The sequence below is a fragment of the Pseudomonas sp. NFACC08-1 genome (genome assembly GCF_900106735.1).
GTDB lineage: Bacteria > Pseudomonadota > Gammaproteobacteria > Pseudomonadales > Pseudomonadaceae > Aquipseudomonas > Aquipseudomonas fluorescens_Q.
Window position 1 is genome coordinate 1 of record NZ_FNNL01000013.1, and the last position, 23,939, is coordinate 23,939.

25 protein-coding genes are annotated in these 23,939 nt (G+C 60.4%); 10 read left to right on the forward strand and 15 right to left on the reverse strand.

The window, feature by feature from the left end:
- Nucleotides 1–442 (forward strand): RNase A-like domain-containing protein (locus tag BLU76_RS23080; RefSeq protein ID WP_305882127.1); only part of this gene is annotated, 442 nt, incomplete at its 5' end.
- Complete coding sequence (locus tag BLU76_RS23085; protein WP_092224635.1) at nucleotides 439–744, forward strand: contact-dependent growth inhibition system immunity protein; 306 nt, start codon at nucleotides 439–441, stop codon at nucleotides 742–744. The genes BLU76_RS23080 and BLU76_RS23085, both read left to right, overlap by 4 nt.
- Before the next feature lie 610 nt (nucleotides 745–1,354).
- On the opposite strand, the gene BLU76_RS23090 is transcribed toward BLU76_RS23085, so the two are convergent.
- Nucleotides 1,355–3,142 carry a bifunctional diguanylate cyclase/phosphodiesterase gene (locus BLU76_RS23090; RefSeq protein ID WP_092147712.1) on the reverse strand — a complete coding sequence of 596 codons (1,788 nt, stop codon included), beginning with the start codon at nucleotides 3,140–3,142 and terminating at the stop codon, nucleotides 1,355–1,357.
- Between the two features lie 118 nt (nucleotides 3,143–3,260).
- A complete protein-coding gene (locus tag BLU76_RS23095; RefSeq protein ID WP_170867320.1) occupies nucleotides 3,261–5,339 on the reverse strand; it encodes a carboxy terminal-processing peptidase in 2,079 nt (692 codons plus the stop codon).
- Between the two features lie 139 nt (nucleotides 5,340–5,478).
- Here BLU76_RS23095 and BLU76_RS23100 point away from each other — a divergent pair, with 139 nt between their 5' ends.
- From BLU76_RS23100 to BLU76_RS23120, 5 genes are all read left to right on the forward strand, one after another.
- Nucleotides 5,479–6,441, forward strand: a complete 963-nt coding sequence (locus BLU76_RS23100; protein ID WP_063324792.1) for a zinc-binding dehydrogenase — start codon at nucleotides 5,479–5,481, stop codon at nucleotides 6,439–6,441.
- Between the two features lie 255 nt (nucleotides 6,442–6,696).
- Nucleotides 6,697–6,918: a hypothetical protein gene (locus BLU76_RS23105; RefSeq protein ID WP_092224639.1), complete on the forward strand. Its 222-nt coding sequence runs from the start codon at nucleotides 6,697–6,699 to the stop codon at nucleotides 6,916–6,918.
- A 9-nt stretch (nucleotides 6,919–6,927) separates the two neighbouring features.
- Nucleotides 6,928–7,530, forward strand: a complete 603-nt coding sequence (locus BLU76_RS23110) for a hypothetical protein (protein ID WP_092224642.1) — start codon at nucleotides 6,928–6,930, stop codon at nucleotides 7,528–7,530.
- A gap of 226 nt (nucleotides 7,531–7,756) precedes the next feature.
- Complete coding sequence (locus BLU76_RS23115; RefSeq protein ID WP_092224644.1) at nucleotides 7,757–8,392, forward strand: DUF1326 domain-containing protein; 636 nt, start codon at nucleotides 7,757–7,759, stop codon at nucleotides 8,390–8,392.
- A complete protein-coding gene (locus BLU76_RS23120) occupies nucleotides 8,392–9,180 on the forward strand; it encodes a DUF2182 domain-containing protein (protein ID WP_092224646.1) in 789 nt (262 codons plus the stop codon). The genes BLU76_RS23115 and BLU76_RS23120 overlap by 1 nt, the downstream gene beginning before the upstream one ends.
- Nucleotides 9,181–9,402: 222 nt before the next feature.
- Here the strand turns inward: BLU76_RS23120 and BLU76_RS23125 are convergent, their stop codons facing one another.
- From BLU76_RS23125 to BLU76_RS23150, 6 genes are all read right to left on the reverse strand, one after another.
- Nucleotides 9,403–10,056: an HAD family hydrolase gene (locus BLU76_RS23125; protein ID WP_063324797.1), complete on the reverse strand. Its 654-nt coding sequence runs from the start codon at nucleotides 10,054–10,056 to the stop codon at nucleotides 9,403–9,405.
- A 46-nt stretch (nucleotides 10,057–10,102) separates the two neighbouring features.
- Nucleotides 10,103–11,092 carry an ABC transporter ATP-binding protein gene (locus BLU76_RS23130; RefSeq protein ID WP_092224648.1) on the reverse strand — a complete coding sequence of 330 codons (990 nt, stop codon included), beginning with the start codon at nucleotides 11,090–11,092 and terminating at the stop codon, nucleotides 10,103–10,105.
- A complete protein-coding gene (locus BLU76_RS23135; RefSeq protein WP_092147730.1) occupies nucleotides 11,089–11,889 on the reverse strand; it encodes an ABC transporter permease in 801 nt (266 codons plus the stop codon). Before BLU76_RS23135 ends, BLU76_RS23130 begins: the two co-directional genes overlap by 4 nt.
- The gene (locus BLU76_RS23140; protein ID WP_161951765.1) at nucleotides 11,876–12,712 is read right to left on the reverse strand and encodes an ABC transporter permease; all 837 of its coding nucleotides are present in this window, start codon (nucleotides 12,710–12,712) and stop codon (nucleotides 11,876–11,878) included. Before BLU76_RS23140 ends, BLU76_RS23135 begins: the two co-directional genes overlap by 14 nt.
- A gap of 5 nt (nucleotides 12,713–12,717) precedes the next feature.
- Nucleotides 12,718–13,524: an alkaline phosphatase family protein gene (locus BLU76_RS23145; RefSeq protein WP_063324801.1), complete on the reverse strand. Its 807-nt coding sequence runs from the start codon at nucleotides 13,522–13,524 to the stop codon at nucleotides 12,718–12,720.
- Nucleotides 13,525–13,645: 121 nt separating this feature from the next.
- On the reverse strand, nucleotides 13,646–14,713 hold the full coding sequence (locus tag BLU76_RS23150) for an ABC transporter substrate-binding protein (RefSeq protein ID WP_063324802.1): 1,068 nt from the start codon (nucleotides 14,711–14,713) through the stop codon (nucleotides 13,646–13,648).
- A gap of 349 nt (nucleotides 14,714–15,062) precedes the next feature.
- Between BLU76_RS23150 and BLU76_RS23155 the strand changes: the two genes are divergently transcribed.
- A complete protein-coding gene (locus BLU76_RS23155; protein ID WP_063324803.1) occupies nucleotides 15,063–15,809 on the forward strand; it encodes a UTRA domain-containing protein in 747 nt (248 codons plus the stop codon).
- A 7-nt stretch (nucleotides 15,810–15,816) separates the two neighbouring features.
- Here BLU76_RS23155 and BLU76_RS23160 read toward each other — a convergent pair whose 3' ends face one another.
- The 6 genes from BLU76_RS23160 to minC form a co-directional block, all read right to left on the reverse strand.
- A complete protein-coding gene (locus BLU76_RS23160; protein WP_063324804.1) occupies nucleotides 15,817–15,999 on the reverse strand; it encodes a hypothetical protein in 183 nt (60 codons plus the stop codon).
- A gap of 262 nt (nucleotides 16,000–16,261) precedes the next feature.
- Nucleotides 16,262–17,551, reverse strand: coding sequence for a M18 family aminopeptidase (locus tag BLU76_RS23165; RefSeq protein WP_092224650.1), 1,290 nt, complete (start codon nucleotides 17,549–17,551; stop codon nucleotides 16,262–16,264).
- A 238-nt stretch (nucleotides 17,552–17,789) separates the two neighbouring features.
- Nucleotides 17,790–18,425, reverse strand: coding sequence for an RluA family pseudouridine synthase (locus tag BLU76_RS23170; RefSeq protein WP_092224652.1), 636 nt, complete (start codon nucleotides 18,423–18,425; stop codon nucleotides 17,790–17,792).
- A 102-nt stretch (nucleotides 18,426–18,527) separates the two neighbouring features.
- Nucleotides 18,528–18,782 (reverse strand): cell division topological specificity factor MinE, encoded by a 255-nt coding sequence (minE, locus tag BLU76_RS23175; protein WP_003179111.1) that lies wholly within the window; start codon nucleotides 18,780–18,782, stop codon nucleotides 18,528–18,530.
- The gene (minD, locus tag BLU76_RS23180; RefSeq protein ID WP_058542331.1) at nucleotides 18,782–19,594 is read right to left on the reverse strand and encodes a septum site-determining protein MinD; all 813 of its coding nucleotides are present in this window, start codon (nucleotides 19,592–19,594) and stop codon (nucleotides 18,782–18,784) included. Before minD ends, minE begins: the two co-directional genes overlap by 1 nt.
- A gap of 200 nt (nucleotides 19,595–19,794) precedes the next feature.
- Nucleotides 19,795–20,532 (reverse strand): septum site-determining protein MinC, encoded by a 738-nt coding sequence (gene minC / locus BLU76_RS23185; protein ID WP_063324805.1) that lies wholly within the window; start codon nucleotides 20,530–20,532, stop codon nucleotides 19,795–19,797.
- Nucleotides 20,533–20,650: 118 nt separating this feature from the next.
- On the opposite strand from minC, the gene BLU76_RS23190 reads away from it, so the two are divergent.
- Together BLU76_RS23190 and BLU76_RS23195 are read left to right on the forward strand one after the other, a co-directional pair.
- Nucleotides 20,651–21,583 (forward strand): lipid A biosynthesis lauroyl acyltransferase, encoded by a 933-nt coding sequence (locus tag BLU76_RS23190; protein WP_092147733.1) that lies wholly within the window; start codon nucleotides 20,651–20,653, stop codon nucleotides 21,581–21,583.
- A 44-nt stretch (nucleotides 21,584–21,627) separates the two neighbouring features.
- Nucleotides 21,628–22,788, forward strand: coding sequence for a patatin-like phospholipase family protein (locus BLU76_RS23195; protein ID WP_092147736.1), 1,161 nt, complete (start codon nucleotides 21,628–21,630; stop codon nucleotides 22,786–22,788).
- A gap of 138 nt (nucleotides 22,789–22,926) precedes the next feature.
- Here BLU76_RS23195 and BLU76_RS23205 read toward each other — a convergent pair whose 3' ends face one another.
- Entirely contained in the window at nucleotides 22,927–23,712 is a 786-nt protein-coding gene (locus BLU76_RS23205; RefSeq protein WP_063324808.1) for an outer membrane protein OmpK, read from the reverse strand.
- Nucleotides 23,713–23,939 lie beyond the last annotated feature (227 nt).

Genomic DNA, 23,939 nt, shown 5'->3' on the forward strand with positions numbered 1-23,939 from the left:
GTTGGGGTTGGCGTGCAAGTGCCCGGGTGATATCGAGGCTGATGGGCCGTTCAGCGAGATTGTGCCGGGGGGAGGGTTGGCTGCGCATGAGGCTCAAGGAGGACATTTGATTGAAAAACATATTGGTAGAACAGATGCACAGCTAGCCCAAAGGCTAGAGGCGGAGCCACATATCCCAGCGGCCTCCACGTTCCCTGACCGGCCTACTGCTGAGTTGACGGCAGCAAGGGCATTGGCGGCGAATGAAAAGAAAATTGAAAAATTCTTAGCTAGTAAGAAAGATAAGACGACTATTAATCATACTTTTACCCATCCCGTGGGGATCAGCTTGCTAAATGGCCGTACCGACTATCTGCCGGCATCAAAAATTTTATTGGTCTTGAAAAAAGACGAACGAAGACCCTTGGGGTACTTTGTGCTAACAGGATTCCCGGAAGTATGAGTACAGAATTTCCTGAATTACATGATTTTTTTGGGGCTTATTTTCACCAGGATTGGCCTGATGAGCATGGAACGGCTGAGGAAGTCCTCGACGCCTTCCTGGCAGAGTCTGATGTTGATGATTTGAGGGCTATTCAACAAGAACTCAACGACCTAATTGAACGGAGGAAAGATGAGTCGGAATTGAGGGCTTATTTATTGAGGGAGCTGAGTTGTTATTACAGCTACTGGATAGCATGGGACACGGGCGAGGAATGGTTAAGTCATATTGCCCGTAGGCTGAGTTCTAGAGTTGATCGCTGAAACTGAGGCCTTCGTTCTCTTGTTCATGAACATTGAAGCCCCAATGTGGGAGATTCTATGTTGCAGGGCAACCCTGCAACATAGGCGTTGGTTGGTATTAGCTCTGATTTTTCGAACCGCTTTTGTGGCGAGGGAGCTTGCTCCCGCTGGGCTGCGAAGCGGCCCTAAAAACAACTAACTCGGTCAGCCAGATACACCGTGGCGTTGGTCAGAAGAGGGGGGCTGCTACGCAGCCCAGCGGGAGCAAGCTCCCTCGCCACAGGGTTAGCGCCAGGCGTTTGGGCTGTGGTGAATAGAGAATCCGCCTAAAGCGGCGAACTCAATCTTCCTGACACTTGATCGTCCCCACGCTCCGCGTGGGAATGCATCCCGTGACGCTCTGCGTCACCTTCAGAAGCGGAACGCAGAGCGGCCCCCTGCTGCACCACCAAACCGCTTTTCGTGGCGAGGGAGCTTGCTCCCGCTGGGTTGCGCAGCAGCCCTAAAAACAACTAACTCGGTCAGCCAGATACACCGTGGCGTTGGTCAGAAGAGGGGGGCTGCTACGCAGCCCAGCGGGAGCAAGCTCCCTCGCCACAGGCGTTCGGGCTGTGGTGAGTGGGGAATCCGCTTACACCGACAAACCCAACGTTACCCCAGACTCCCGCTCCGCCAAACCCTCCACCAAATACACACTCCCTCCCAAAATCTCCTTGGCATGATGCTTGGCCTGGGAAGCCAGTTCCGCCAACTGGCTGGCGTCCAATTCCTCACAGGCCTCGGCGCGCAGGTGCACCACGCCAATCGACAGCGACAACAACGCGAACTCCTGTCGAACGCCCTGTCGGTTCAACGCTGTAAAGCATCCAACCTCCAGGTGTTCGGGGCGGTAGAAGCGACGGCAGTGGGTCTGGAAGTCGCTGAGTAGCTGGTCCAGGCGTCTGCGCCAGTCTTCCGGGCCGAGGACCAGCAGGAAGTCGTCGCCGCCGATATGACCGACGAAGTCGCGGCTGGGGTCGATACGTTCGTTCAGGCATTGGGCCAGGCACAGCAGGACTTCGTCGCCGCGACCGTAGCCGTAGATGTCGTTGAAGGGTTTGAAACTGTCGATGTCCACGTAGCAGATCACCGACTCCTGCCGCTGCTGCAGCAGGCGCGTGAGGCATTGCTGGATCGGTACGTTGCCCGGTAGCAGCGTCAGTGGGTTAGCGTAGCGGGCCTGTTGGATTTTCAGTTCAGTGATGAGCTTGAGCACATCGATCACCCGGCCCAGGCCCATGTAGCTGCCGTTGAGGGTGATGATGAAGTCCTCTTCGATGCGTTGTCGGGCGCGGCTGGTGATCAGGCGGCTGACTTGTTGCAACGACTGGTTCAACTCCACTGCGAGAAAGTCGTCGCTCATCAAGCGGCTGATGGGTTTGCGGGCGAACAGGTCGGTGGCGAAGGGTTTGAGCAAGGCATCCGAGAGCGAATGGCGATGAACGATGCCGCAGGGCTGCCCTTGATCATCCAGCACCGCCAGGGAGTTGAGGTTGGCCTGGCGACGAAAGGCTTCCAGCACGGTGGCTGTCGGCGTGTTGTGGGCCACTGCCGGTTGTTCGTTGAGTAGCGCACCGAGGTCGTTGACCTCATCGCTCAACGCCGCCACGCCGCTGTCCTGCTTGGGCATCAGCGCCCTGGCATCGCGTGACGGTTGTTCCTGAGGCCGGGCCAGCAGATAGCCCTGGACCAGGTCGACGCCCATTTCGATCAGCACCGCCAATTCTTCCGGCAGTTCGATTCCCTCGGCAATCACCTGGGCGCGGGAGGCCCGGGCGATTTTCAGGATCGAGCCCACGAACTCGCGCTTGAGGGCGTCCTGGTGGATGCCGTCGATGAAATGCCGGTCGATCTTCACATAATCGGGTCGCAATTCAGACCACAGCCGCAGGCTCGAATAGCCGGCGCCCAGGTCGTCCAGGGCAATCGAGAAACCCATCGCACGATAATGATGCAGCGCGGTTTGCAGGAGCTGGAAGTCATCGATAGGGGTTTGTTCAGTCAGTTCGATCACGACTTGGCTGGGGGCAATGCCGAGGTCCTGCAGCAGTTGCAGGGTGCGCCCGGTCTGGTGCGCGGACTCCAGCAGCGACTCGGGCGAGACGTTGAGAAACAGCTTGCCCGGGAGCTTTTGCTCATTGAAGCGCTGGCAGGCGCTGCGGCGGCAGGCCAACTCTAGTTCGCTGAGGCGGCCGGCCTGGCGCGCCACGGAGAGTAGCGCGATGGGGGAGTGCAACGGGCTGTTGGAGGGGCCGCGGGTCAAGGCTTCATAACCCACGATGCGCCGTTCGGAAAGGCAGATGATCGGTTGGAACAGGCTGTGCAAACCGCTTTGAGCCAGGATCGAACTCAAGGCACTCAGCTGTTCTGTCGTGGTCATGGCAATCTCTGGCGATAAAAAAAGGACCGGGTGCGTGGCACCCAGTCCTGTATTTCACGACAGACTGATGTCAGTTTGATGACACTCAGACGAGCATCACCATTAAATGGCCATCATCCTAGTGCTTGGCGATCGCTGTGTTGAGTTTCAGGTAATCCAGCAGGATCCGCCCGGTCTCGCTCAGGTAGGCATCGTCTTCCGGCTTGGTTTTCTCCGGCTCGGTGATCAGGTCTTCGTCCTCTTTCTTCAGTTCTTTGAGCGGTTCTTCGCCCTTGGCCTTGCGACGCAGGTTTTCCATGGTCAGTTGCTTGGCCTCGATGTCGGCATGCTGCGCGCGACGGTCGGCTTCGTTGAGGGTGACGGTTTTCTCCATCATCAACTTCTGCGCCAGGGCCAGCTTGTCGCGGATGAAGACAAACTCTGCATCCTGGGCCGTGCGGGTGTCATGCTCGGACTTGAGCTGGGCCAGGAACGGCTTGAACGGATCCACCGCCGGCTTGATCGCCGGGCGGATGGTGTCCCACGGCATCGCTTCGGGCAGGGCGCTTTCGCCGATTTCCTTGGTGTCGATGATCGACGGGTAGTCGATGTCAGGCAGTACGCCCTGATGCTGGGTGCTCTGGCCGGAAACCCGGTAGAACTTCGCCAGGGTCAGCTTCAGTTCGCCATGGTTGAGGGGCTGGATGGTCTGCACGGTGCCTTTGCCGAAGGTCTGGCCGCCGATGATCAGCGCACGGTGATAGTCCTGCATGGCGCCGGCGAAAATCTCCGAGGCGGAAGCGGACAGGCGATTGACCAGCAAGGCCATTGGCCCCTTGTAGAACGCACCGGGGTTTTCGTCTTCCAGCACATCCACTCGACCATCGGCGTTACGCACGAGCACGGTCGGGCCCTTGTCGATGAACAGGCTGGTCAGCTCGGTGGCTTCCTGCAGGGAGCCGCCGCCGTTGTTGCGCAAGTCGATGACCACGCCGTCGACTTTTTCCTTCTGCAGCTCGGTCAGCAGCTTCTTGACGTCGCGCGTGGTGCTCTTGTAGTCCGGATCCCCGGCGCGGAAGGCCTTGAAGTCCAGATAGAAGGCCGGGATCTCGATGATGCCGAGCTTGTAGTCCTTGCCGTCCTGCTTGAGGTTGAGGACCGATTTCTTCGCTGCCTGTTCTTCCAGCTTCACCGCTTCACGGGTGATGGACACGATCTTGCTGGTCTGGTCGTTCGGCGCATTGCTGGCCGGGATGACTTCCAGGCGCACCACCGAGCCTTTCGGACCACGGATCAGCTTGACCACTTCGTCCAGGCGCCAGCCGACCACGTCGACCATTTCCTTGTTGCCTTGGGCGACGCCGATGATCTTGTCCGCCGGGCTGACCTGTTTGGTCTTGTCCGCCGGGCCCGCCGGGACCAGGCGCACGATTTTCACCTGGTCGTTGTCGCTCTGCAGCACCGCACCGATGCCTTCCAGGGACAGGCTCATGTTGATGTCGAAGTTTTCCGCGTTATCCGGCGACAGATAATTGGTGTGCGGGTCGTAGGACATGGCGAAGGTGTTGATGTACGCCTGGAAAACGTCTTCGGCGCGAGTCTGGTCCAGGCGAGCCAATTGGTTCTTGTAGCGCTTGGCCAGGGTTTCCTGGATCTGCTTGGAATCCTTGCCGGCGATCTTCATGCGCAGCACTTCGTCCTTGACGCGCTTGCGCCACAGGTCATCGAGTTCGGCTGTGCTTTTGAGCCAGGGGGCGTCCTTGCGGTCGACCAGCAAGGTTTCCTTGGTATTGAAATCGATTTTGTCGACGCCTTTGTTCAGCTCGGCCAGGGCGTAGTCCAGACGCGCCTTCACGCGGTCCAGGTAGCGCTTGTAGATGGTGAACCCGGCGTTCAGGTCGCCGCTCTTGAGGAAGTCGTCGAACTGGGTCTTCCATTTGTCGAATTCAGCGATGTCGCTGGCCAGGAAGTAACTGCGCGACGGATCGAGCAGCTTCAGGTAGCTGTCGTAGATGATGATCGAGCGCGCATCATCGAGTGGCGGCTTGCTGTAGTGATGGCGCTTGAGCAACTCGACCACGTTAAGGCTGGCAATCACCTCGTCACGATCGGGCTGAAGCTTGTCCCAGCTGTTGGCTGCGAACGTATCGTTCGACAGCGGTAACAGGCCGAGGCCAATGACTAGCGCGAGGGCGGTACTGGGGAACAGATGCTTCATGCTGATTCGACGCAGGGACAATTGATAACGCATATTAGGCCGTCTTTGAAGTCGCCGGTTCCATGTGGCCCGGGCGCATAATGCAAGAAAGCCCGGCGTTGAAGCAGCGGGCCCAGTCGAGACTCACTATGGAGGCACCGTGAAAGCATTGCAAGGCGTTGAAGGCCAAGTGGTATGGGCAGATGAGCCGAGCCCGGCGTGTGATGTCGGGCAAGTTCGTATTCGTGTGGCAGCCGCCGGCCTGAATCGGGCCGATTTGCTGCAAAAAGCCGGACTTTACCCGCCGCCGCCCGGCGCCAGCCAGGTGTTGGGGCTGGAGTGCGCCGGGGTGATCAGCGAGGTCGGGCCGGGCTCGTCCTGGCAGGTGGGCGACCGCGTTTGCGCGTTGCTGGCCGGCGGTGGGATGGCCGAGGAGGTGGTGGTCGATGGCCGGCATGTATTGCCGGTGCCGGAGGGCCTGTCATTGACTGAGGCGGCCGCGCTGCCGGAGGTCTACGGCACTGCGTGGCTGAACCTGTTCCAGCTGGCGGCGCTCAAGCCGGGTGAAAAAGTACTGTTGCACGCTGGGGCCAGCGGCGTCGGCTCGGCCGCGATCCAGCTGTGCAAGGCGTTCGGCAACCCATGCTGGGTCAGTGTCGGTTCGACCGAGCGGCTGGCCTATTGCGAGGCCCTGGGCGCCCAGGGTGGCGTGGTACGCACCGATGGCCTGGAGAGTTTGAACGATCTCGGTCCGTTCGACGTGATTCTCGATCCGGTGGGCGGCAGCTACGCCAAACTCAACGTGAAACTTTTGTCAGTTGACGGCCGCTGGGTGTTGATCGGCCTGATGGGGGGGCGCTCGACCGAACTCGATCTGGCACAGGTGCTGGGCAAGCGTATCCAATTGCTCGGTTCGACCTTGCGCAGCCGTGACGAGCAGTTCAAGGCCGACCTGATCAGCGAGCTGGGCCAACAGGTGTGGCCGCTGTTTGCCGACAAGCGCCTGAGCCCGCAACTGGCCAAGACCTTCGCGATCAAGGATGCCGAAGCGGCGTTTGCGGAGTTGGCGACCAACCAGGTGTCAGGGAAGTTGGTGTTGGTGATCGACGAGAGTCTGAGCTAGTCGCGCAAGCAGTACAGCTGCGGTTCCTCTGTCGAGCAAGCTTGCTCGACAGAGGAATTTGAGTGTCCTGTAGTAAGTGCTCGCTCCCGCGCTCGCTGGAATTTGCAAAGGGCTAGATAGGGATACACCCTGTCAAGTCTGACAGTAGACACCACGAAGAAAGTCACTCTAGAGTGGGTTTGAGAGTAATAGATGTCTCTCTGTTTAGTGTCCACTGACAGAAGAGGTGCTGTGATGGCTACGAAAGAGCTCCGCATGACCCAGGAATATGTTGACGACAACAGATCGCCCGACGTTGTCCTGGAGATCTATAAGGGCAAGAAGTTGCTGTTCGCGACTTTTGTCTCTGCGTCGAAAAAGAACGGCCCCTACGATACCGTCAATGTCAAAACCGACGCTGATGGCGACGGCGACATGGACAGGCAAGACGAAAAAGCAATTCTGGATCTGGCAAAAGCCTTTTCCAAGTTCAAGTAGGGCACTGGCATGTCTGATCATGTCGTTCTACACGCGCTGGTTTGTGCACTTTCATGGGTACTCGTTGAAGCTGCCCAAGCACAAGTGCCTTCAGACACGTCAGAACAAGGGCCATGGGGAGATTGGGGCGCGGCTGCATACTGCCCTCAGGGACAATATGTCTGGGGATTCCGACTCAAAAGTGAACCCGATCAGGGCAGTGGCGACGATAGTGCATTAAATGCGGTCCAGCTTATATGCAAGAGCGGAGTCAACGGAACGGCAACTTACATCCGAAGCCTTGAAGGAAAGTGGGGTAATTGGGGCAAGGACTACGTTTGTCGTGAGCATCCCGTCATAGCGTTTGCCATTCAGGTGGAGCGGTTTCAGGGGCGGAACAAGGAAAAGGGCTCGAAGGACGATACTGCCGCCGGCAATATCAAGATGAATTGTGGGTCGGAAACCCTGATAGGTGACCCGCCAGCCGCATGGGGAGAATGGACCGGATTCTATAGCTGCCTCGATGGCCTCGGTGCAAAGAAAGTGAGGGGGTTTCGGACCAAGGTGGAACCCGATCAGGGCAATGGGGATGATACGGCCCTGAATGCGATGCAGGTGTATTGCGGGCTCTAGCTCTAGTGCCTGTTGCCGTTTCGCAGACTCACCAGCACAGTGCAGGTGCGGCCAGTGGCAGCGACAAGGTGATATCGACGGTGGCTTTCACCTTTGACCGGCGACCACGGGCAAGCTGACCTTCGGTCGGCAGCCCGTATCCGATGCGCGGGCCCTGCTAGCGTTAACTAATGGGGGATGGGGTAACCGCAGCTTTCATTTCACCCGCCAGGTGAAGAGGTTGATCATGGCCATCGCCGAATGGCGCATGCAGGGCGTCGAATTCATTGCCTGCAACTGCAATTGGGGCTGCCCCTGTCAATTCAATGCACCACCGACCCATGGTCACTGCCAGGCGGTGGCGTCGATGCGAGTGGAACACGGATATTTCAATCAGGTCACGCTGGACGGTTTGTGCTGGGCCGCCACCTTCGCTTGGCCGGGTGCCATCCATGAGGGCAACGGCAGTTGCCAGGTGTTCATCGATGAACGCGCCGATGAGGCGCAACGCCAGGCCCTGTTGACCATTCTTTCTGGCTTGGAGAGCGACCCTGGGGCCAACGTGTTTCAGGTGTTCAGCAGCACCATGAGTGAAGCGTTCGAACCGCTGTTCGTGCCCATCACTCTTTCCATCGATGTCGATCAGCGCTTGGCGCACCTGGACATTCCAGGCGTGCTGCAGGCCAGCGGCGAGCCGATCCGCAGCCCGATCGACGGTTCACCTCATCGAGCCCGCCTGTCCCTGCCCAACGGCTTCGAGTTCCGTGAGGCCGAAGTGGCCAGCGGCAGCTACCAGACGCATTCAGCCCTCAAACTACAATCCCAGGGCAGTCATAGCCACCTCGCCCACGTGCACTTCACCGGCCATGGCATAGAGCCGTAATGGCAGAACCTCAGGCGGCGACGCCGAGCAAGCGACTGACAGGCGAGCAGTTACTGCTCCTGCTCTGCCTGCTCGCGCTGACTGCCCTGGCCTGGCTGATGTTGCTGGAGGTGGCTCGCGACATGAGTGCGCCGGGCGGCATGGCTGATGCGGCAATGGGCGGCATGCTCATGCCTTGGGGCGTGGCCGATGCGCTGCTGATGTTCGCCATGTGGGTGGTGATGATGGTCGGCATGATGCTGCCCAGCACCTTGCCCATGCTGTTGATCTACCAGCAGATGCTGCGCAAGCGCATGCCGGCACCGCGGCGACACCTGGCCCTGCTGCTGTTCGGCAGCGCCTATGTTTTGGTCTGGGCCGGTTTCGCCCTGGGCGCCACGGCGCTGCAATGGGCGCTCGAGCAGCTCGCCCTGCTCAGTCCGGGGATGCGTAGCACCAGTACCGCGCTGGGCGCCGGCCTGCTGTTGGTCGCAGGCGTCTATCAGTGGCTGCCAGGCAAGGCGGCCTGCCTTGAGCATTGTCGCGGGCCGCTGCATTTTCTGCTCAGCTACTGGCGCCCCGACGTGCTCGGGGGCTGGCGCATGGGGCTGGCCCATGGCGCTTACTGCCTGGGCTGCTGCTGGGCCCTGATGGGCCTGCTGTTCGTGGTCGGCGTGATGAACCTGCTCTGGGTGGCAGTGATCGGTGCCTTTATTTTGCTGGAGAAAAACCTGCCGCAGGGACTCTGGTTCAGCCGTGTCTGCGGTGTGTTGTTGCTCGGCTGGAGCCTGTGGTTGCTGCTGGGCTGAACCTGTGGGAGCGAGTGTGCCTTATTGCCAGGAACTTACCGACGCACTCGTGCCCCGTGGCGAGGGAGCTTGCTCCCGCTGGGTGGCGTAGCCGCCCCAATCGAGACGACGCAATTGCCCAGGCAGATCGCGTCAACCGTTTTTATGACTGCTTCGCAGCCGAGCGGGAGCAAGCTCCCTCGCCACACAAGCCTGGGTATTCTTCCTGGGGCTGTTCAGTGTTCATTTCCAGGTATGGATTGGCCACCCGGCCGATTCGGCATGGGCCTTCAGCACGGGATCCGGGTTGACCACGTGGGGGAAATCCACCCGCAGCAACAACGGCAGGTCATTGCGCGAGTCGGAATAGAAACTGGCGCCCTCCAGGTTTTCTTCCTCGGCATCCAGCCAGTCCAGCAACCGCGCGATCTTGCCTTCGCGGTAGGTCAGGGTGCCTACGGTCTTGCCGCTGTAGACGCCATGGGCCACTTCAAGGTTGATCGCCAGGATCTCGTCGATGCCCAGGCGTTCGGCAATCGGCTTGACCAGGTGCGTGCCCGAAGCCGAGATCACCAGGATCCGGTCGCCGGCCTTGCGGTGTTCGGCGATGGTCTTGGTGGCGTCGCTGAAGATGATCGGTTCGATGAAGTCTTCCACCCAAGGCCCTACCAAGTGTTCGATTTCTTCCGGTGTGCGGCCGATCATCGGTTCCAGGCTGAAGTCCATGTACTCTTCCATGCTCAGTTTGCCGTGGCTGTAGGCGTCCATCAGCGCGTTGTTGCGTTGCATGAACGACTCGGGATCGACCCAGCCCAGGCGTCCCATCTGTTCGCTCCAGAGGGTGGCGCAGTCGCCGTGGATCAGGGTTTCGTCCAGATCAAAAATTGCCAGGGCCATCAGCGCGTTTTCCTCTTCAAGATCAACTTCAAAATCGATAAAGCCATCAGGCTACCTCACACAGCGCCGACGGATCGATGGAAAGTGACAACCGTGCGCCATCGGGGTGCAGGTCGGCGGCCGAGCGATTGAGTACATCCACCACCAGTTCCACGCCACGGGCCTCGACCCGGTAGCGAATCACGTTGCCCAACAGGCTGTGGCTGCGGATCAGCGCATCGGCTTCGCCACCGCGACTCAGCTCGATGGCTTCCGGGCGAATGGCGATGCGGCCGTTCACCGGGCGTTGCAGCAGCCGGCTGGCACTGTCGGCGTCCAGCAGGTTGTAGTTGCCGATGAACCCGGCGGCAAAGACGTCGACCGGCGCAGTGTAAAGGGTTTCGGCATCGCCGCTTTGTACGATCTTTCCCTGGTTCATCAGGAAAATCCGATCAGACATCGTCAGGGCTTCTTCCTGGTCGTGTGTGACGAAGATCGTGGTCAGGCCCAGTTCGCGCTGGATCTGACGGATCTGTTCGCGCAGGTGTTTGCGAATCCGCGCATCCAGGGCCGACAGCGGCTCGTCCAGCAGCAACAGGCGCGGCCGGGTCACCAGGGAGCGGGCGAGGGCGACGCGCTGGCATTGGCCGCCGGAGAGTTGATGGGGATAGCGGCCGGCAAAATCATGCAGCTCCACCAGGCGCAGGATCTCCAGCACACGCTTGTGGCTGTCCGAGGCGTCGACTTTTTGCATGCGCAGGCCGAAGGCGACGTTCTGTTCCACGGTCATGTTGGGGAACAAGGCGTAGCTCTGGAAGACCATGCCGATGCCGCGTTTCTGCGGGCTCAACGGGACGATGTCTTGCCCGTCCAGGATGATCTGGCCAGCATCCACTGCGGTCAGGCCGGCAATGCAGCGCAGCAGTGTGGACTTGCCGCAACCGGAAGGGCCGAGGAGGGTGACGAACTCGCCTTTGCTGATCTCGCAATTGATGTCGCTGAACACCGGCGTGCCGGCGTAGCTTTTTTGCAGGTGTTGGACGCTGACGTAGCTCATTGGCTTTTGTCCTTGTTCAAGATGTTGGCCGCCCAGGTCAGGACCAGTACGAAGAAGAAGTAGGAAATCACCAGGGCACTGGTGAAGTGGCCGCTGCTGTTGCGCATGTTGTTCAGGTAGACCTGCAGGGTTTCATAGCGCGTGCCGACGAGGATGTTGGCAAACACGAATTCGCCGAACAGGAACGAGAAGGACAGCAGCAACGCCACCATCAAGCCCTTGCGCAGGTTCGGCAGTACGACCAGGAACGCGGCCTGAAAGGTGCTGGCGCCGAGCAGTTGGGCGGCGTCCATCAGGTCGCGCAGGTTGATGGCTTGCAGGTTGTTGGTGATCGCCCGGTACATGAACGGCAGGGCGACGGTGAAGTAGCAGCCGATCAGGATCCACGGCGTGCCGACCATCGCCAGCGGTCCGGAGCCATAGAGTTGCAACAGCCCCACCGACGACACCACCGGCGGCACCGCGAAGGGCAGCAGGATGAGGATGTTCATCAGCGCGTCGAGCCTGGGGAAGTGGTAATGCACTACGAACAGCAACGGCAGGATCAACACCACCGAGAGCACCAGCGCACCGACGCAGACCAACAGCGATTGGCCGAAGGCGTGGAGAAAGCGCGGATCGCTCCACAACTGCACATACCATTTTAACGTGAAGCCGCTGGGCAGCACGGTGGCCGACCAACTGCTGGCGATGGAGTAGACGAGCGTGCCCGCCAGGGGCAGCAGCAGGATGGCGAACAGCAGGTACACCACCGCCCGATGATAGAGCCCGGCGGAGCCCGGTTCAGCGCGAGACATGGTAGCTCCTCTTGAGCAGCAACTGGTGGACGATGGTCACGACGGTCATCAACGCCACCAACACCACGGCCAGGGCGCTGGCCAGGTTCGGGTCGAGGGAAATGTCGCCGGAAACCATGGCGGCGATGCGAATTGGCAGCACGTTGAAGTTGCCGGTGGTCAGCGCATAGACCGTGGCATAGGCGCCGAGGGCGTTGGCCAGCAGGATCACGAAGGTGCCCAGCAGCGCCGGGGTCAGCACCGGCAAGCCGATGTGCCGCCAGAACTGCCAACCGCTGGCCCCCAGCAGTTCGGCGGATTCGCGCCAGTCTTCGCGCAGGGCGTCGAAGGCCGGATAGAGCAGCAGCACACCCAGGGGAATCTGGAAGTAGGTGTAGAGAATGATCAGCCCGGTTTTCGAATACAGGTTGAAATCCTCGATGATCCCCGCCTGTTTGAGCATGATCGTGATGCTGCCGTTGAACCCGAGCAAAATGATGAAGGCGAAGGCCAGGGGCACGCCAGCGAAGTTGCTGGTCATGTTGGCGAACGCGTTGACGAAGTTGCGCAACCGCGAATCCACCCGGCGCAGGGAGTAGCTGCCGAGTACGGCGATGACGATGCCGAACACACTGGACCAGAAGCTGATCTCCAGGCTGTGCTGGATCGCTTGCAGGTAGAACTTGGAACTGAAGATCTTGCTGAAGTTGGCCAGGCCCCAGCCGAACTCTTCCGATTCCAGGCTGTTGACCAGCACCCACAGCAGCGGGGCGATCTGGAACACGATGAAGAAAATCGCGAAGGGCACCAGGCACAACGCTGCCAGCCATTTGCCGCGCGTCATGGCGTTCACTTGAGTAACTCCTGGCAATAGGGTTTGTCGTGGTCGACGCCGAGCAATTGGCAAATGGTGCCGCACAGTTCGGTCTGCCGGGGCGCGGCCGCGGGATCGAGACTGAAGCCGTCACCCAGGACAAACAGCGGCACTTCCCGTTCTTCGGCCAACAGACCGTTATGGGAGCGATCGTTGTTCATGCCGTGGTCGGACGTCACCAGCACCTGGTAACCGGCGTCGAGCCAGCCTTGCAGGTAGACCGCCAGGTTGATGTCGGCCGAGCGGGCGCTGTTGCGGTATTGCGGGGTGTCGAGGCCGTGCTTGTGGCCGGCGTCGTCGATGTTCATCGGGTGCACCAGCAGGAAGTTCGGCAAGTAGCGCTGGCGCAGGTGTTCGGCGTCGGCGAACAGATGGGAATCGGGGTAGTGGTCATTCCAATAGAAATGCCCGTACTGGATCGGCAAATCGGGGTTGTCGGTATGACGATCTCGACCGGCCACGAAGGGTGAGACGTTGTAGAGCTCGCTGACCCAGTGATACGCCGCGGCCGCCGTACTCAAGCCGGCCTGGGTGGCGTAGTGGAAAATGCTGCGCTGATTCGACAGGCGCGAGACGTTGTTGTGCACGATCCCGCTGTCGATGGGCACGACGCCAGTGAGGATGCATTCATAGAGCGGGCGGGACAGGGCGGGCAACTCACATTCCAGTTTGTAGAGGGCCGCGCGTCCTGCGCCGACGTAAGCCTGCAAATGCCCCATGGCATGCCGGGCGACCTCATGGTTGAGGCCGTCGAGCACCACCAGGATGACGTTGTGCTTCATGGATACCAAGACTCCGGATGGGAACCAGAAAACTCGGATTCACCGCAGGTCCAATGTGGGAGCGAGATTGCTCACTCCCACAATTGGATTTCCATTGGATATCCGAGCGAGAGCTAGCGCCTCACTGCATATTGATGATCACTTCTTCCTGCCATTTCTGCGGCAGAGCCTTGGAGGTTTTTTCCCACGCATCGGCATCCTTGATCGGCGTCACGCCTTTGTACTGCTCATTCGGCAGCAGCTTGGCCTTGACCTCTTCCGGCAGTGTCAGGTGCTCGGCGCGGATGGGCCGGGCGTTGCCCTTGGCCAGGTTGATCTGGCCGGCGTCGCTGAAGATGTACTCGCGAGCCAGCTTGGCGGCGTTCGGGTGCTTGGCGTATTTGTTGATGATGGTGGTGTAGCCGGAGATGACCGAGCCGTCGGACGGAATCAGCACGACGTAGTCATCCGGGTTGGCCATCTTGGCCTTGTAGCTCAGGCCGTTGAAGTCCCAGACCACACCGACTTCGACTTCACCTTTCTCCATCGTGGCGATGGTCGGGTTGGCCATGGACAGGCGCCCTTGCTTGGCGATCTCGGCGAACATCAACAGCGCCGGTTGCAGGTTTTTCTCGTCGCCGCCGTTGGCCAGGGCGGCAGCCAGCACGCCGTTGGCCGCCTGGGCCGCGGTGCTCACGTCACCAATGGAGACTTTGTACTTACCGGTTTTCAGGTCAGCCCATTTGGTCGGCACTTCGGAACCGTGCAGCAGCTTCTTGTTGACGATGAACGCGATGGTACCGGTGTAGGCCAATGCCCAGTTGCCGTCCTTGTCCTTGGCCCAGGCAGGTACTTGTTCCCAGGTGCTTGGCTTGTAGGGTTGCACTACGCCCTGCTTGACCGCGATCGGGCCGAACGCTGCACCGACGTCGCCGATGTCGGCGCTGGCGTTGTCTTTCTCGGCGGCGAACTTGGCGATTTCCTGGGCCGAACTCATGTCGGTGTCGATGTGTTTCAGGCCGTAGACCTTGGCCAGGTCGTCCCAGGTGCCTTTCCAGTTTGCCCAGTCATCGGGCATGCCGACGCTGTTCACGGCGCCTTCCGCTTTCGCAGCGGCTTCCAATGTTTTCAGATCGGTGTCAGCGGCCATGGCGGCGGTGCACATGGCAATGGTCGAGCCTAACAGTGATGCCAGGAAAAGCTGTTTCATCCGAAGCTCCTATGGGCGTTTTCAACGCTGCGATTGCGGTTGTGTTGGTCTAGGTCAGCAATACCTGAGCCAATGTAGGCGAGCCCTGTGACATTTTGATGTCGGTGGTGGAGGCTTCAGGAAATGCCCGGCTCGTGGAGGTTGGCTGCGAATTAAGCGTAGACCATGGTTAAACAGCTGATCTGAAAGGACTTGGCCGTTAATTTGCACGCTTGCAAAACGACCGTTCGGCGGCTCTGTCATCTGCCAGTCATGTGCAGTGCCTAGGCTTGCTGGACCAAGAAGCGGATCGATGGACAGTCGATCTTGCCCCGAAACAGTGCTGGTCTAGTCCAGATAGGTAACGTTGATGCGCATCGATGCAACCAAAGCGGTGACAGCCATCGGACAGGTCCTGCAAGAGCAGCTCGACCACGGGTTGCTGGCGCCCGGCAGCAAATTGCCGGCCGAGCGCAAGCTCAGTGAGTTGTTCGGGACCACGCGGATTACCGTGCGTGAGGCGTTGTTGCAGCTCGAAGCCCAGGGGCAGATTTATCGGGAGGAGCGCCGGGGCTGGTTCGTTTCGCCGCCGCGCCTGGCCTACAACCTGATGCAACGCAGCCATTTCCACGCCATGGTCGCAGCCCAAGGGCGTGTGCCTTCTACCCAAGTGATCTCGGCGCGCCTGCAACCGGCCTCGGCGGCGGTATGTGCCTGGTTGCAACTGCCGGCGTTGTCCAGCGTGATCCAGATCTGCCGCGTGCGGCGTATCGACGAGCGGCTGGTGCTGTACGTCGAGCACTACCTGAACCCGCAGTATTTTCCGGACATCCTGGGGTTCGACCTCAACCAATCCATCACCGAACTGTACGCCCGCCATTACGACCTGCACTACGGCCGGGTGAAGTTTGAAATCGTGCCCACCTCGTTACAGCCGGAAGCGGCAGCGGCGTTGAAGGTTTCGGTGGGCAGCCCCGGGCTTCGCATCGCACGGGTCAACTATGACCAGCACCAGCGGCTGATCGATTGCGACCTGGAATTCTGGCGACACGATGCTATCCATGTCGGCGTGGATGTGCCGGAGCAACCGGTACCGGAACAATCGCCCGCAGCCTGAGGCAGGCTCAGAGCGACTCGTTGAGCTTGCTCAGGATCTTGATCACCACCGTGGCGAGGATCAGCAACATGCCGATCCACATGGCAAAGACCCCGACGCTCTTGTCACGGAAGTTGAAGCCGATGGCCAGCAGGATCATGCCGGCAATGATGGGCACCAGCATGGCGTTGAACGAAGATATGGAAACCATGGAGACAGCCTTGTCGGGGGGGATAAGGTCAGTCTAGTTGGGGTTTTCCCAGGATGTGATGATGTGGGTCACATCCCCCGCGATCCCGAGGTGAACACTCTTGTGGCGAGGGGATTTATCCCCGCTGGGTTGCGCAGCAACCCCCTACGCCTACCGGATAATCGCGGTGGTTGGTGAATTCTGGGACTGCTTCGCAGTCCAGCGGGGATAAATCCCCTCGCCACAAGAGCCTGCATGTCTCCGGTCCAAATAGGTTTAGCGGTTATGGCAACTCACGACAGGCATAAAACGCGCTCAGTACCTTCACCAGATGCGCCAGGTCATGGCTGCCGCACAGTTCGCGGATCGAATGCATGGCGAAGGTCGGTAGACCGATGTCCACGGTGCGCACGCCCAGTTGGCTGGCGGTGATCGGGCCGATGGTCGAACCGCAGCCCATGTCGCTGCGCACTACGAAGCTCTGCACCGGCACTTCTTCAGCCATGCACAGGTGGCGGAAGAACCCGGCGGTTTCGCTGTTGGTGGCGTAGCGCTGGTTGCTGTTGACCTTGATCACCGGGCCGGCGTTGAGCTTGGGACCGTGGTTGGCGTCGTGCTTGTCGGCATAGTTGGGATGCACGCCGTGGGCGTTGTCCGCCGACACCAGCAAGGATTTCTGAATGGTGCGGACGAACTCTTCACCTTCAGGCAGCAGGCGACGCAGGGTTTGCTCCAGCATCGGGCCGTCGGCACCACAGGCCGAGCACGAACCGACCTCCTCGTGATCGTTGCATACCAGCACGCAGGTTTCTTCGGTATCGGCGTTCAGCAACGCTTGCAGGCCGGCGTAGCACGACAGCAGGTTGTCCAGGCGCGCACCGGCGATGAAATCGCCGTGCAGGCCAATGACCGCAGCGCTTTGTGTGTCGTAGAAACTCAACTCGTAATCGAGTACCACGTCGGCGTTCAGGCCGTGTTCGCGGGCCAGTTGATCGGTGAGCACGGCACGGAAATCGACGCGCTCGTCCCCGGCGAACTGGGCAAGGATCGGCGGCAGTTCATTCTGCGGGTTGATGGCCCAACCCTGGTTGGCTTCGCGATTGAGGTGGATGGCCAGGTTCGGAATCGTAGCGATCGGCGCCTTGAAGTCGATCAACTGGCTTTCAACCTTGCCATCACGGCGGAAAGTCACGCGCCCGGCCAGTGACAGGTCGCGGTCGAACCACGGCGCCAGCAACGCGCCGCCGTAGACTTCCACGCCCAGTTGCCAGAACCCGTGGCGTTGCAGTTCCGGCTGCGGTTTGACCCGCAGGCAGGGGCTGTCGGTGTGGGCACCGACCAGGCGGATGCCATCGTGCAACGGTGAGTTGCGGCCGAGCTTGAAGGCGATGATCGAGGAGTCGTTGCGCGTGACGTAATAGCGACCGTTGGCCTCGGTGGCCCAGGTCTCGCGTTCGTCAAGACGCTGATAGCCAGCCGCTTCCAGGCGCTTGGCAAGGCTGGCGGTGGCATGGAACGGGGTAGGGGAGGCCTTGAGAAAGTCGATCAGGCCCTGGTTCAACTCTGCGCGCATAAGAAACTCCAGACAGCAATGGGCGGCAGTTTACCGTATTGGTGGTCGCTGGGGAGGGTGCGGCGTGGATATGTGAGTGACTCGGAGTGGGCCTGTGGCGAGGGAGCTTGCTCCCGCTGGGCTGCGCAGCAGCCCCAACAGCAGCAACCCAAGCAGACTTTCCGAGGTGTCAGTCTTTAGGGCCGCTTCGCGGCCCAGCGGGGATAAATCCCCTCACCACAGGGATCGGTGGTGTCTCTTAGAACGGTGCCGGGCACTCGAAGCGCAGGCGCTCGCCGCTTTGCGGATGAGTGAAGCTCAGCATGCTGGCGTGCAGGCACAGGCGTGGCCAGGCAGCGAGGGCCTGCGGGTGGGCGTAGAGTCCGTCGCCCAGCAGCGGATGACCGATGGACAGCATGTGCACGCGCAACTGGTGCGAGCGCCCGGTAATCGGCGTGAGTTCGACCCGGCACCAATCGCCGCAACGTTCCAGTACGCGCCAGAAGGTCAGGGCGTGTTTGCCGTGCTCATGGTCCACCACATGCCGGGGTTTGGTCGGCGGGTCGTAGCGCAAGGGCAGGTCGATGCTGCCGCTCTCCAGTTCCGGTTGGCCCCAGCACAACGCCGTGTAGGCTTTTTCGGTTTCGCGATCATGAAATTGCCGGGACAGTTCGCGATGAGTGTCCGGGTCGCGGGCCAACAGGATGATGCCGGAGGTTTCCCAGTCCAGTCGGTGCACGATTCGGGCTTCCGGATAGCCGTTTTCCTGCAGGCGGGTGATCAGGCAGTCCTTGTTGTCGTCGGCCCGGCCGGGCACGGAGAGCAACAGGGTCGGCTTGTCGACCACCAGGACAGCGGCGTCCTGATGAATGATGCGGATGTTGGACAGGGGCATTGAAAACAGTCTCGTTACAAACGCCAACGGCGGCGCGGGCCCTTCTCAAGCCCACGAATGGGAGGAGAAGGACCCGAGCCGCCGTGGCTCCCGCCGGCGCGATCAGCGATCCGGCAGGGTGATGTTGAGTTCCAGGATCGAGCAACTGCCCTGGCTTTCCAGTGCCACGTGCACGTCATCGCTACCGATGTTGACGTATTTGCGGATCACTTCCACCAGTTCCTTCTGCAAGGCCGGCAGGTAGTCAGGGGTGCTGCGTTGGCCGCGTTCGTGCGCCACGATGATCTGTAGACGCTCTTTCGCGACCGAGGCGGTACTGGGCTTTTTGTTGGCACGAAAGAAGTCAAAAAGGTTCATTACCTACCTCCAAACAGGCGCTCGAAGAAACCCTTCTTCGTTACATCGAGGAATCGATGCGCTACGGTTTTGCCCAGCAGGCGATCGACGGCATCGCTATATGCCTGGCCGGCGTCGCTCTGGTCGTCGAGAATCACCGGCACGCCGGAGTTGGAGGCCTTGAGTACCGCTTGGGATTCGGGAATGACGCCCAGCAGGGTGACCGCGAGGATTTCCTTGACGTCTTCGACGCCGAGCATTTCGCCGTCGCTGACCCGTTGTGGGTTATAGCGAGTCAGCAGCAGGTGTTCCTTGATCGGCTCTTCGCCCTTTTCGGCGCGGCGGGATTTGCTTGCCAGCAGGCCCAGCATGCGGTCGGAGTCGCGGACCGACGACACTTCCGGGTTGGTCACGACAATCGCCTCATCGGCGAAGTACATGGCCAGGTGGGCACCTTTCTCGATACCGGCCGGGGAGTCGCAGACCACGAACTCGAAGTCTTCCTTGAGTTGCATCAGGACTTTTTCCACGCCTTCCTGGGTCAGCGCGTCTTTGTCGCGGGTCTGGCTGGCGGCCAGCACGTAGAGGTTCTCAAGGCGCTTGTCCTTGATCAGGGCTTGTTGCAGGTTCGCTTCACCGTTGACGACGTTGACGAAGTCATAGACCACGCGACGCTCGCAACCCATGATCAGGTCCAGGTTACGCAGGCCGACGTCGAAGTCGACGATGACTGTCTTGTGGCCGCGCAGAGCGAGACCGGTACCGATAGCGGCGCTGGTGGTGGTCTTACCCACACCACCCTTGCCGGATGTAACCACGAGAATCTTGGCCAAGGTGTTTCACCCCTAAGGAAAAAGGACTTTTTCAGCCCCTGAAAAACATCTCTGGAAAACGGCTGCAATTGGACAGGCTTGGCTGGAATCGGATGTCGGACGGGGTCTACCTCCGGTAAACACTGCCTGATCCTTTTTCCTACGTCGTTTAAGCCGTTTTCGCTCGTTTTAGAGATGCTTGGAAAATGCGGCAGTATCCGTTAAAGCCGAATGATGTTCAACACGTCGCCCGACAGGCTGATCTGAACGCCCGCCCCCCACAACGGATCGCGGCGCAAATCCTCGGAGACCTTGTACTGCCCGGCGATGGAGACCAGTTCAGCGCTCAATTGCTGACAGAAGATCCTGGCTTTCGTATCCCCCTTGACGCCGGCCAGCGCGCGGCCGCGCATCGGGCCGTATACATGGATGTTGCCATCGGCCAGAAGTTCCGCGCCCGGGCTGACCGAGGACACCACGACCAGATCGCCACCCTGGGCATAGATCTGCTGCCCGCCGCGTACTGGCGAGGTGATCACGCGCGTCGGCTTGATGGTGGGCTCTGGTGGTTTTTCCGGGACTTTCCTGGCTTCGACCGGGCTCAGTTCCAGCACGCGCTCCCGGGCGCCGGACGGCGGCAGCACCGGAATGTCCACGGCGATGGCCGCGGCGATGTCTTCGATGCGGCTGGCGCGGATCGCCAGGGTGCGCAGGCCGTGCTGGCGGCAAACGCGCATCAGGCCTGGCAGGTCCACCGCGCCTTCGCCGGCCGGCAGCTTGTCCAGGGCCAGCACCAGCGGTGCATTGCTGAAGAAGTTCGGCGCCTGGGCGACTTTGGCCGCCAACTGCCGGTCAAGGCCTTCCAGGTCGTTGCGGGCCAGCTCCAGCACCGTAATGGCGAGCATGCTGCCCTTCAACTGGAACACGGGATCTTGGTCTAGCGGTTCGGTTTGGCTCATGGTCGGCGTACAACGGCTTGTCACTAAAAGTGCCGAGACTTATAACGAGATCGTCCGCCAGCCGCAACCCGGGTCGAACAATGTAGAATGCGCGGCCCATGTCTTAATGGAAGCTGTAATGGATCGCCCGCGTTTTCGAGCTGCATTTTTTCATCCGCGTTTCTGGCTGCTGTGGTGCGGCCTGGGCCTGCTGTGGCTGATCGTTCAATTGCCTTATCCGTTGTTGCTGCGGGTCGGTCGCGCACTGGGCGCGCTGATGTATCGAGTAGCCGGCGACCGACGGCGCATCGCCCGGCGCAATCTGGAACTGTGTTTCCCGCAAAAGTCCGCCGTCGAGCGCAAGCGTCTGCTCAAGGAAAACTTTGCCTCCACCGGCATCGCTTTTTTCGAAATGGCCATGAGCTGGTGGTGGTCGCGTTCGCGTTTGGCGAAACTGGCCCATGTCGAAGGGCTGGAGCATCTCAAGCAGGCCCAGCGCGAGGGCAAGGGCGTGATCCTGATGGCGCTGCATTTCACCACCCTGGAAATCGGCGCGGCGTTGCTCGGCCAGCAGCACACCATCGATGGCATGTACCGCGAGCACAAGAACCCGCTGTTCGACTACATCCAGCGCCGCGGCCGCGAGCGGCACAACCTCGACTCCCTGGCCGTGGAGCGTGACGACGTGCGCGGCATGCTCAAGCTGCTGCGCGCCGGGCGGGCGATCTGGTATGCGCCGGACCAGGATTACGGCCCCAAGCAGAGCGTGTTCGTGCCGCTGTTCGGCATCCAGGCCGCGACGGTCACCGCCACCAGCAAGTTCGCCCGCTTGGGCAAGGCGCTGGTGGTGCCCTTCATCCAGGAACGCCTGGCCGACGGCAGCGGTTATCGCCTGGTGATCCAGGCCCCGCTGACGGATTTTCCGGGCGAGACCGAGGAAGCCGATTGCATCCGAATCAACCAGTGGGTCGAGCAGTCGGTGAGTGATTGTCCTGAGCAATACCTCTGGGCCCACCGGCGCTTCAAGAGCCGTCCACCGGGCGAGCCGAAGCTGTACGACAAACGCGGTTGAGCCAATATCCGCCATTTTCAGCACCTTGAGCACGGAGCATTGCGATGACCCCAGCTGAACCGGTTACAGGTTTGATTCTTTCCGGCGGTGGGGCTCGAGCGGCGTATCAAGTAGGCGTGCTGGCGGCCATCGCCGAATTGTTGCCAGACGGTGCGGACAACCCGTTCCCGGTGATCGTCGGTACGTCGGCCGGGGCAATCAACGCCGTCAGCCTGGCGAGCGGGGCGATGGACTTCAAGACCGCCATCGAGCGGCTGACGGCGTTCTGGCAAGCGGTGCGCAGCCATCAGGTCATGCGCAGCGACTGGCGAGGCGTGATCGCCCAGGCGACGCGTTTCATTACCCACAGCCTGTTGGGCCTGGGGGCCAAGTTGCCCGTGGCGCTGATCGACAGTTCGCCGTTGCGCGAACTGCTCCAGGCCCAATTCCACGCCTCGGGTATCGAGCAGGCCATCGTCGAGCAGCAACTGCGCGCCGTGGCAGTGACGGCGTTCGGTTATGAATCCGGCCAGGCCGTCACCTTCTACCAAGGGCGCGGGACCATCGATGCCTGGCTGCGACATCGACGTATTGGGGTGCCGACGCAGTTATCGGTGGAGCACCTGCTGGCCAGCTCGGCGATTCCCTTGTTGTTCGCGCCGGTCAGGATCGGCCCGCAATACTTCGGTGACGGCGCGGTACGGCAATCGGCGCCCATCAGCCCGGCCTTGCACCTGGGGGCCAATCGGGTGCTGGTGATCGGCGTCAGCGGCAATCCCCGTGGCGCGGGTGGTCAGGATCCCGCCGAGCGCAGCTACACCGGCCTGCAACCGACCCTGGCGCAGATCGGCGGCCATATGCTCAACAGCACGTTCATTGACAGCCTGGAAAGCGACATCGAGTTGCTTGAGCGCCTGAACGGGTTCAGTCACCTGCTGCCCGCCGACGTGCCGGCCCACGCCCTCGGCGCGGCTCCGGTGGACGTGCTGGTAATTTCGCCCAGCCAGCCCATTGATGAAATCGCCGCCCGCCATCGGCAGGAACTGCCCCGTGCGCTGCGGTTATTCTTGCGCGGGCCGGGCGCGACCAAGACCAGCGGCGCGGGGGTGCTGAGTTATCTGTTGTTCGAGTCGGGCTATTGCAGCGAACTGATCGAGCTGGGACGCCAGGATGCACTGGCGCAGCGTGAGGCGTTGAGTCGGTTTTTGGGGTTGGCTCAGGGATGAGTCCATCTCGAGCCCCTGTGGGAACGGGCTTGCTCGCGAAAGCGGTGGATCAGCTTGCACTGATATTGAATGTTCAGTCGTCTTCGCGAGCAAGCCCGCTCCCACAAGGATCTGTGGCGGGCCTGAGACTGGGTCGGATCAGAAATGGTACTTGAGCAAGAAGCTGGTATTGCTCTGGTTGGTCTTGAACCCGTCGCTGTCTTCGATCCCGTACTTGTTCTTCCAGTAGTCGTACTCCACGCCCACATACAACTGCTTGGCACCGAGCTTCAACGCCTTGCCCAGGTCATATTTGATCTGCGGGTTGATGTGCAGGTTGGCGTGGTAGGTGCCCTTGGAGTTGGTGTCATTGTCCACCACCCAGTCGATGAAACCGTCGATCAGGAGGTCGGATGAGCCCATGGGGATGGTGTAGGCCCAGGTCGGGGTGATCTGCCAGACGTTGTCGCCGGCGCGTGGACCTTCGGTCTGGCGGTTGTAGAAGTTCAGCTGGAAGTAGTCGAAGCCGGGAATCGCCAGGTCGAAACCCGGGCCGATCAGGTAGGACTCGTTGTCGCCTTCGCCGAATTCATACGTCATGGCCAGCAGCACATCCTTGATCGGACCCAGTTCCAGCTTCTGGTCGAAGATCTTGCCGAACGACAGGCGTGGGCTGAACTCACCGTAGTAGGTGTTCGGGCCGGATTGGCTGTCATCCTGGCCGTTGTAGAAGATCCGGTCGAGGAAGAAGAAGTTGTCGCCGTATTTCCAGGCATCGGCGTGTTCGAAGGTCACGGTCTGCTGGATGCGCGGGTTGACCTGGAAATCCTTGCCGTACAGGTAGGTCAGACTATTGTTCTGCCATTGGAACAGGTCATCGGCCATCGCTTGGCCTGCGACCAACAAGGCGCCTGCGAGTATCAGGCTGGTGCATGTACGTTTCATTCGGTTTGCTCCCAAAGGTAAGTGGTACCGCCATTTTTTTTGATCAGCGCTCTTGATTTGGCGCTTTTTTCTACGGATAAAAACATCCGTTCGGTCAGCTTTTTGCTCGTGGCAGATGCTGATAGCAAGAGCTGAGCCAAACCCGAAAAAAGCTCGTCCAGCTATTTGGAACAGTCGAAAAAGATGTTTTCCGGGGACGTCCGATATCCCCCGTGATGCCGGGATAA

What these genes read in the sequence shown, in the direction of transcription:
- BLU76_RS23085 (WP_092224635.1), top strand. Translation starts at nt 439, where the DNA reads ATGAGTACAGAATTTCCTGAATTACATGATTTTTTTGGGGCTTATTTT.
- BLU76_RS23090 (WP_092147712.1), bottom strand. Translation starts at nt 3,142, where the DNA reads ATGACCACGACAGAACAGCTGAGTGCCTTGAGTTCGATCCTGGCTCAA.
- BLU76_RS23095 (WP_170867320.1), bottom strand. Translation starts at nt 5,339, where the DNA reads ATGAAGCATCTGTTCCCCAGTACCGCCCTCGCGCTAGTCATTGGCCTC.
- BLU76_RS23105 (WP_092224639.1), top strand. Translation starts at nt 6,697, where the DNA reads ATGACCCAGGAATATGTTGACGACAACAGATCGCCCGACGTTGTCCTG.
- BLU76_RS23110 (WP_092224642.1), top strand. Translation starts at nt 6,928, where the DNA reads ATGTCTGATCATGTCGTTCTACACGCGCTGGTTTGTGCACTTTCATGG.
- BLU76_RS23115 (WP_092224644.1), top strand. Translation starts at nt 7,757, where the DNA reads ATGGCCATCGCCGAATGGCGCATGCAGGGCGTCGAATTCATTGCCTGC.
- BLU76_RS23120 (WP_092224646.1), top strand. Translation starts at nt 8,392, where the DNA reads ATGGCAGAACCTCAGGCGGCGACGCCGAGCAAGCGACTGACAGGCGAG.
- BLU76_RS23125 (WP_063324797.1), bottom strand. Translation starts at nt 10,056, where the DNA reads ATGGCCCTGGCAATTTTTGATCTGGACGAAACCCTGATCCACGGCGAC.
- BLU76_RS23130 (WP_092224648.1), bottom strand. Translation starts at nt 11,092, where the DNA reads ATGAGCTACGTCAGCGTCCAACACCTGCAAAAAAGCTACGCCGGCACG.
- BLU76_RS23135 (WP_092147730.1), bottom strand. Translation starts at nt 11,889, where the DNA reads ATGTCTCGCGCTGAACCGGGCTCCGCCGGGCTCTATCATCGGGCGGTG.
- BLU76_RS23140 (WP_161951765.1), bottom strand. Translation starts at nt 12,712, where the DNA reads ATGACGCGCGGCAAATGGCTGGCAGCGTTGTGCCTGGTGCCCTTCGCG.
- BLU76_RS23145 (WP_063324801.1), bottom strand. Translation starts at nt 13,524, where the DNA reads ATGAAGCACAACGTCATCCTGGTGGTGCTCGACGGCCTCAACCATGAG.
- BLU76_RS23150 (WP_063324802.1), bottom strand. Translation starts at nt 14,713, where the DNA reads ATGAAACAGCTTTTCCTGGCATCACTGTTAGGCTCGACCATTGCCATG.
- BLU76_RS23155 (WP_063324803.1), top strand. Translation starts at nt 15,063, where the DNA reads ATGCGCATCGATGCAACCAAAGCGGTGACAGCCATCGGACAGGTCCTG.
- BLU76_RS23160 (WP_063324804.1), bottom strand. Translation starts at nt 15,999, where the DNA reads ATGGTTTCCATATCTTCGTTCAACGCCATGCTGGTGCCCATCATTGCC.
- BLU76_RS23165 (WP_092224650.1), bottom strand. Translation starts at nt 17,551, where the DNA reads ATGCGCGCAGAGTTGAACCAGGGCCTGATCGACTTTCTCAAGGCCTCC.
- BLU76_RS23170 (WP_092224652.1), bottom strand. Translation starts at nt 18,425, where the DNA reads ATGCCCCTGTCCAACATCCGCATCATTCATCAGGACGCCGCTGTCCTG.
- minE (WP_003179111.1), bottom strand. Translation starts at nt 18,782, where the DNA reads ATGAACCTTTTTGACTTCTTTCGTGCCAACAAAAAGCCCAGTACCGCC.
- minC (WP_063324805.1), bottom strand. Translation starts at nt 20,532, where the DNA reads ATGAGCCAAACCGAACCGCTAGACCAAGATCCCGTGTTCCAGTTGAAG.
- BLU76_RS23190 (WP_092147733.1), top strand. Translation starts at nt 20,651, where the DNA reads ATGGATCGCCCGCGTTTTCGAGCTGCATTTTTTCATCCGCGTTTCTGG.
- BLU76_RS23195 (WP_092147736.1), top strand. Translation starts at nt 21,628, where the DNA reads ATGACCCCAGCTGAACCGGTTACAGGTTTGATTCTTTCCGGCGGTGGG.
- BLU76_RS23205 (WP_063324808.1), bottom strand. Translation starts at nt 23,712, where the DNA reads ATGAAACGTACATGCACCAGCCTGATACTCGCAGGCGCCTTGTTGGTC.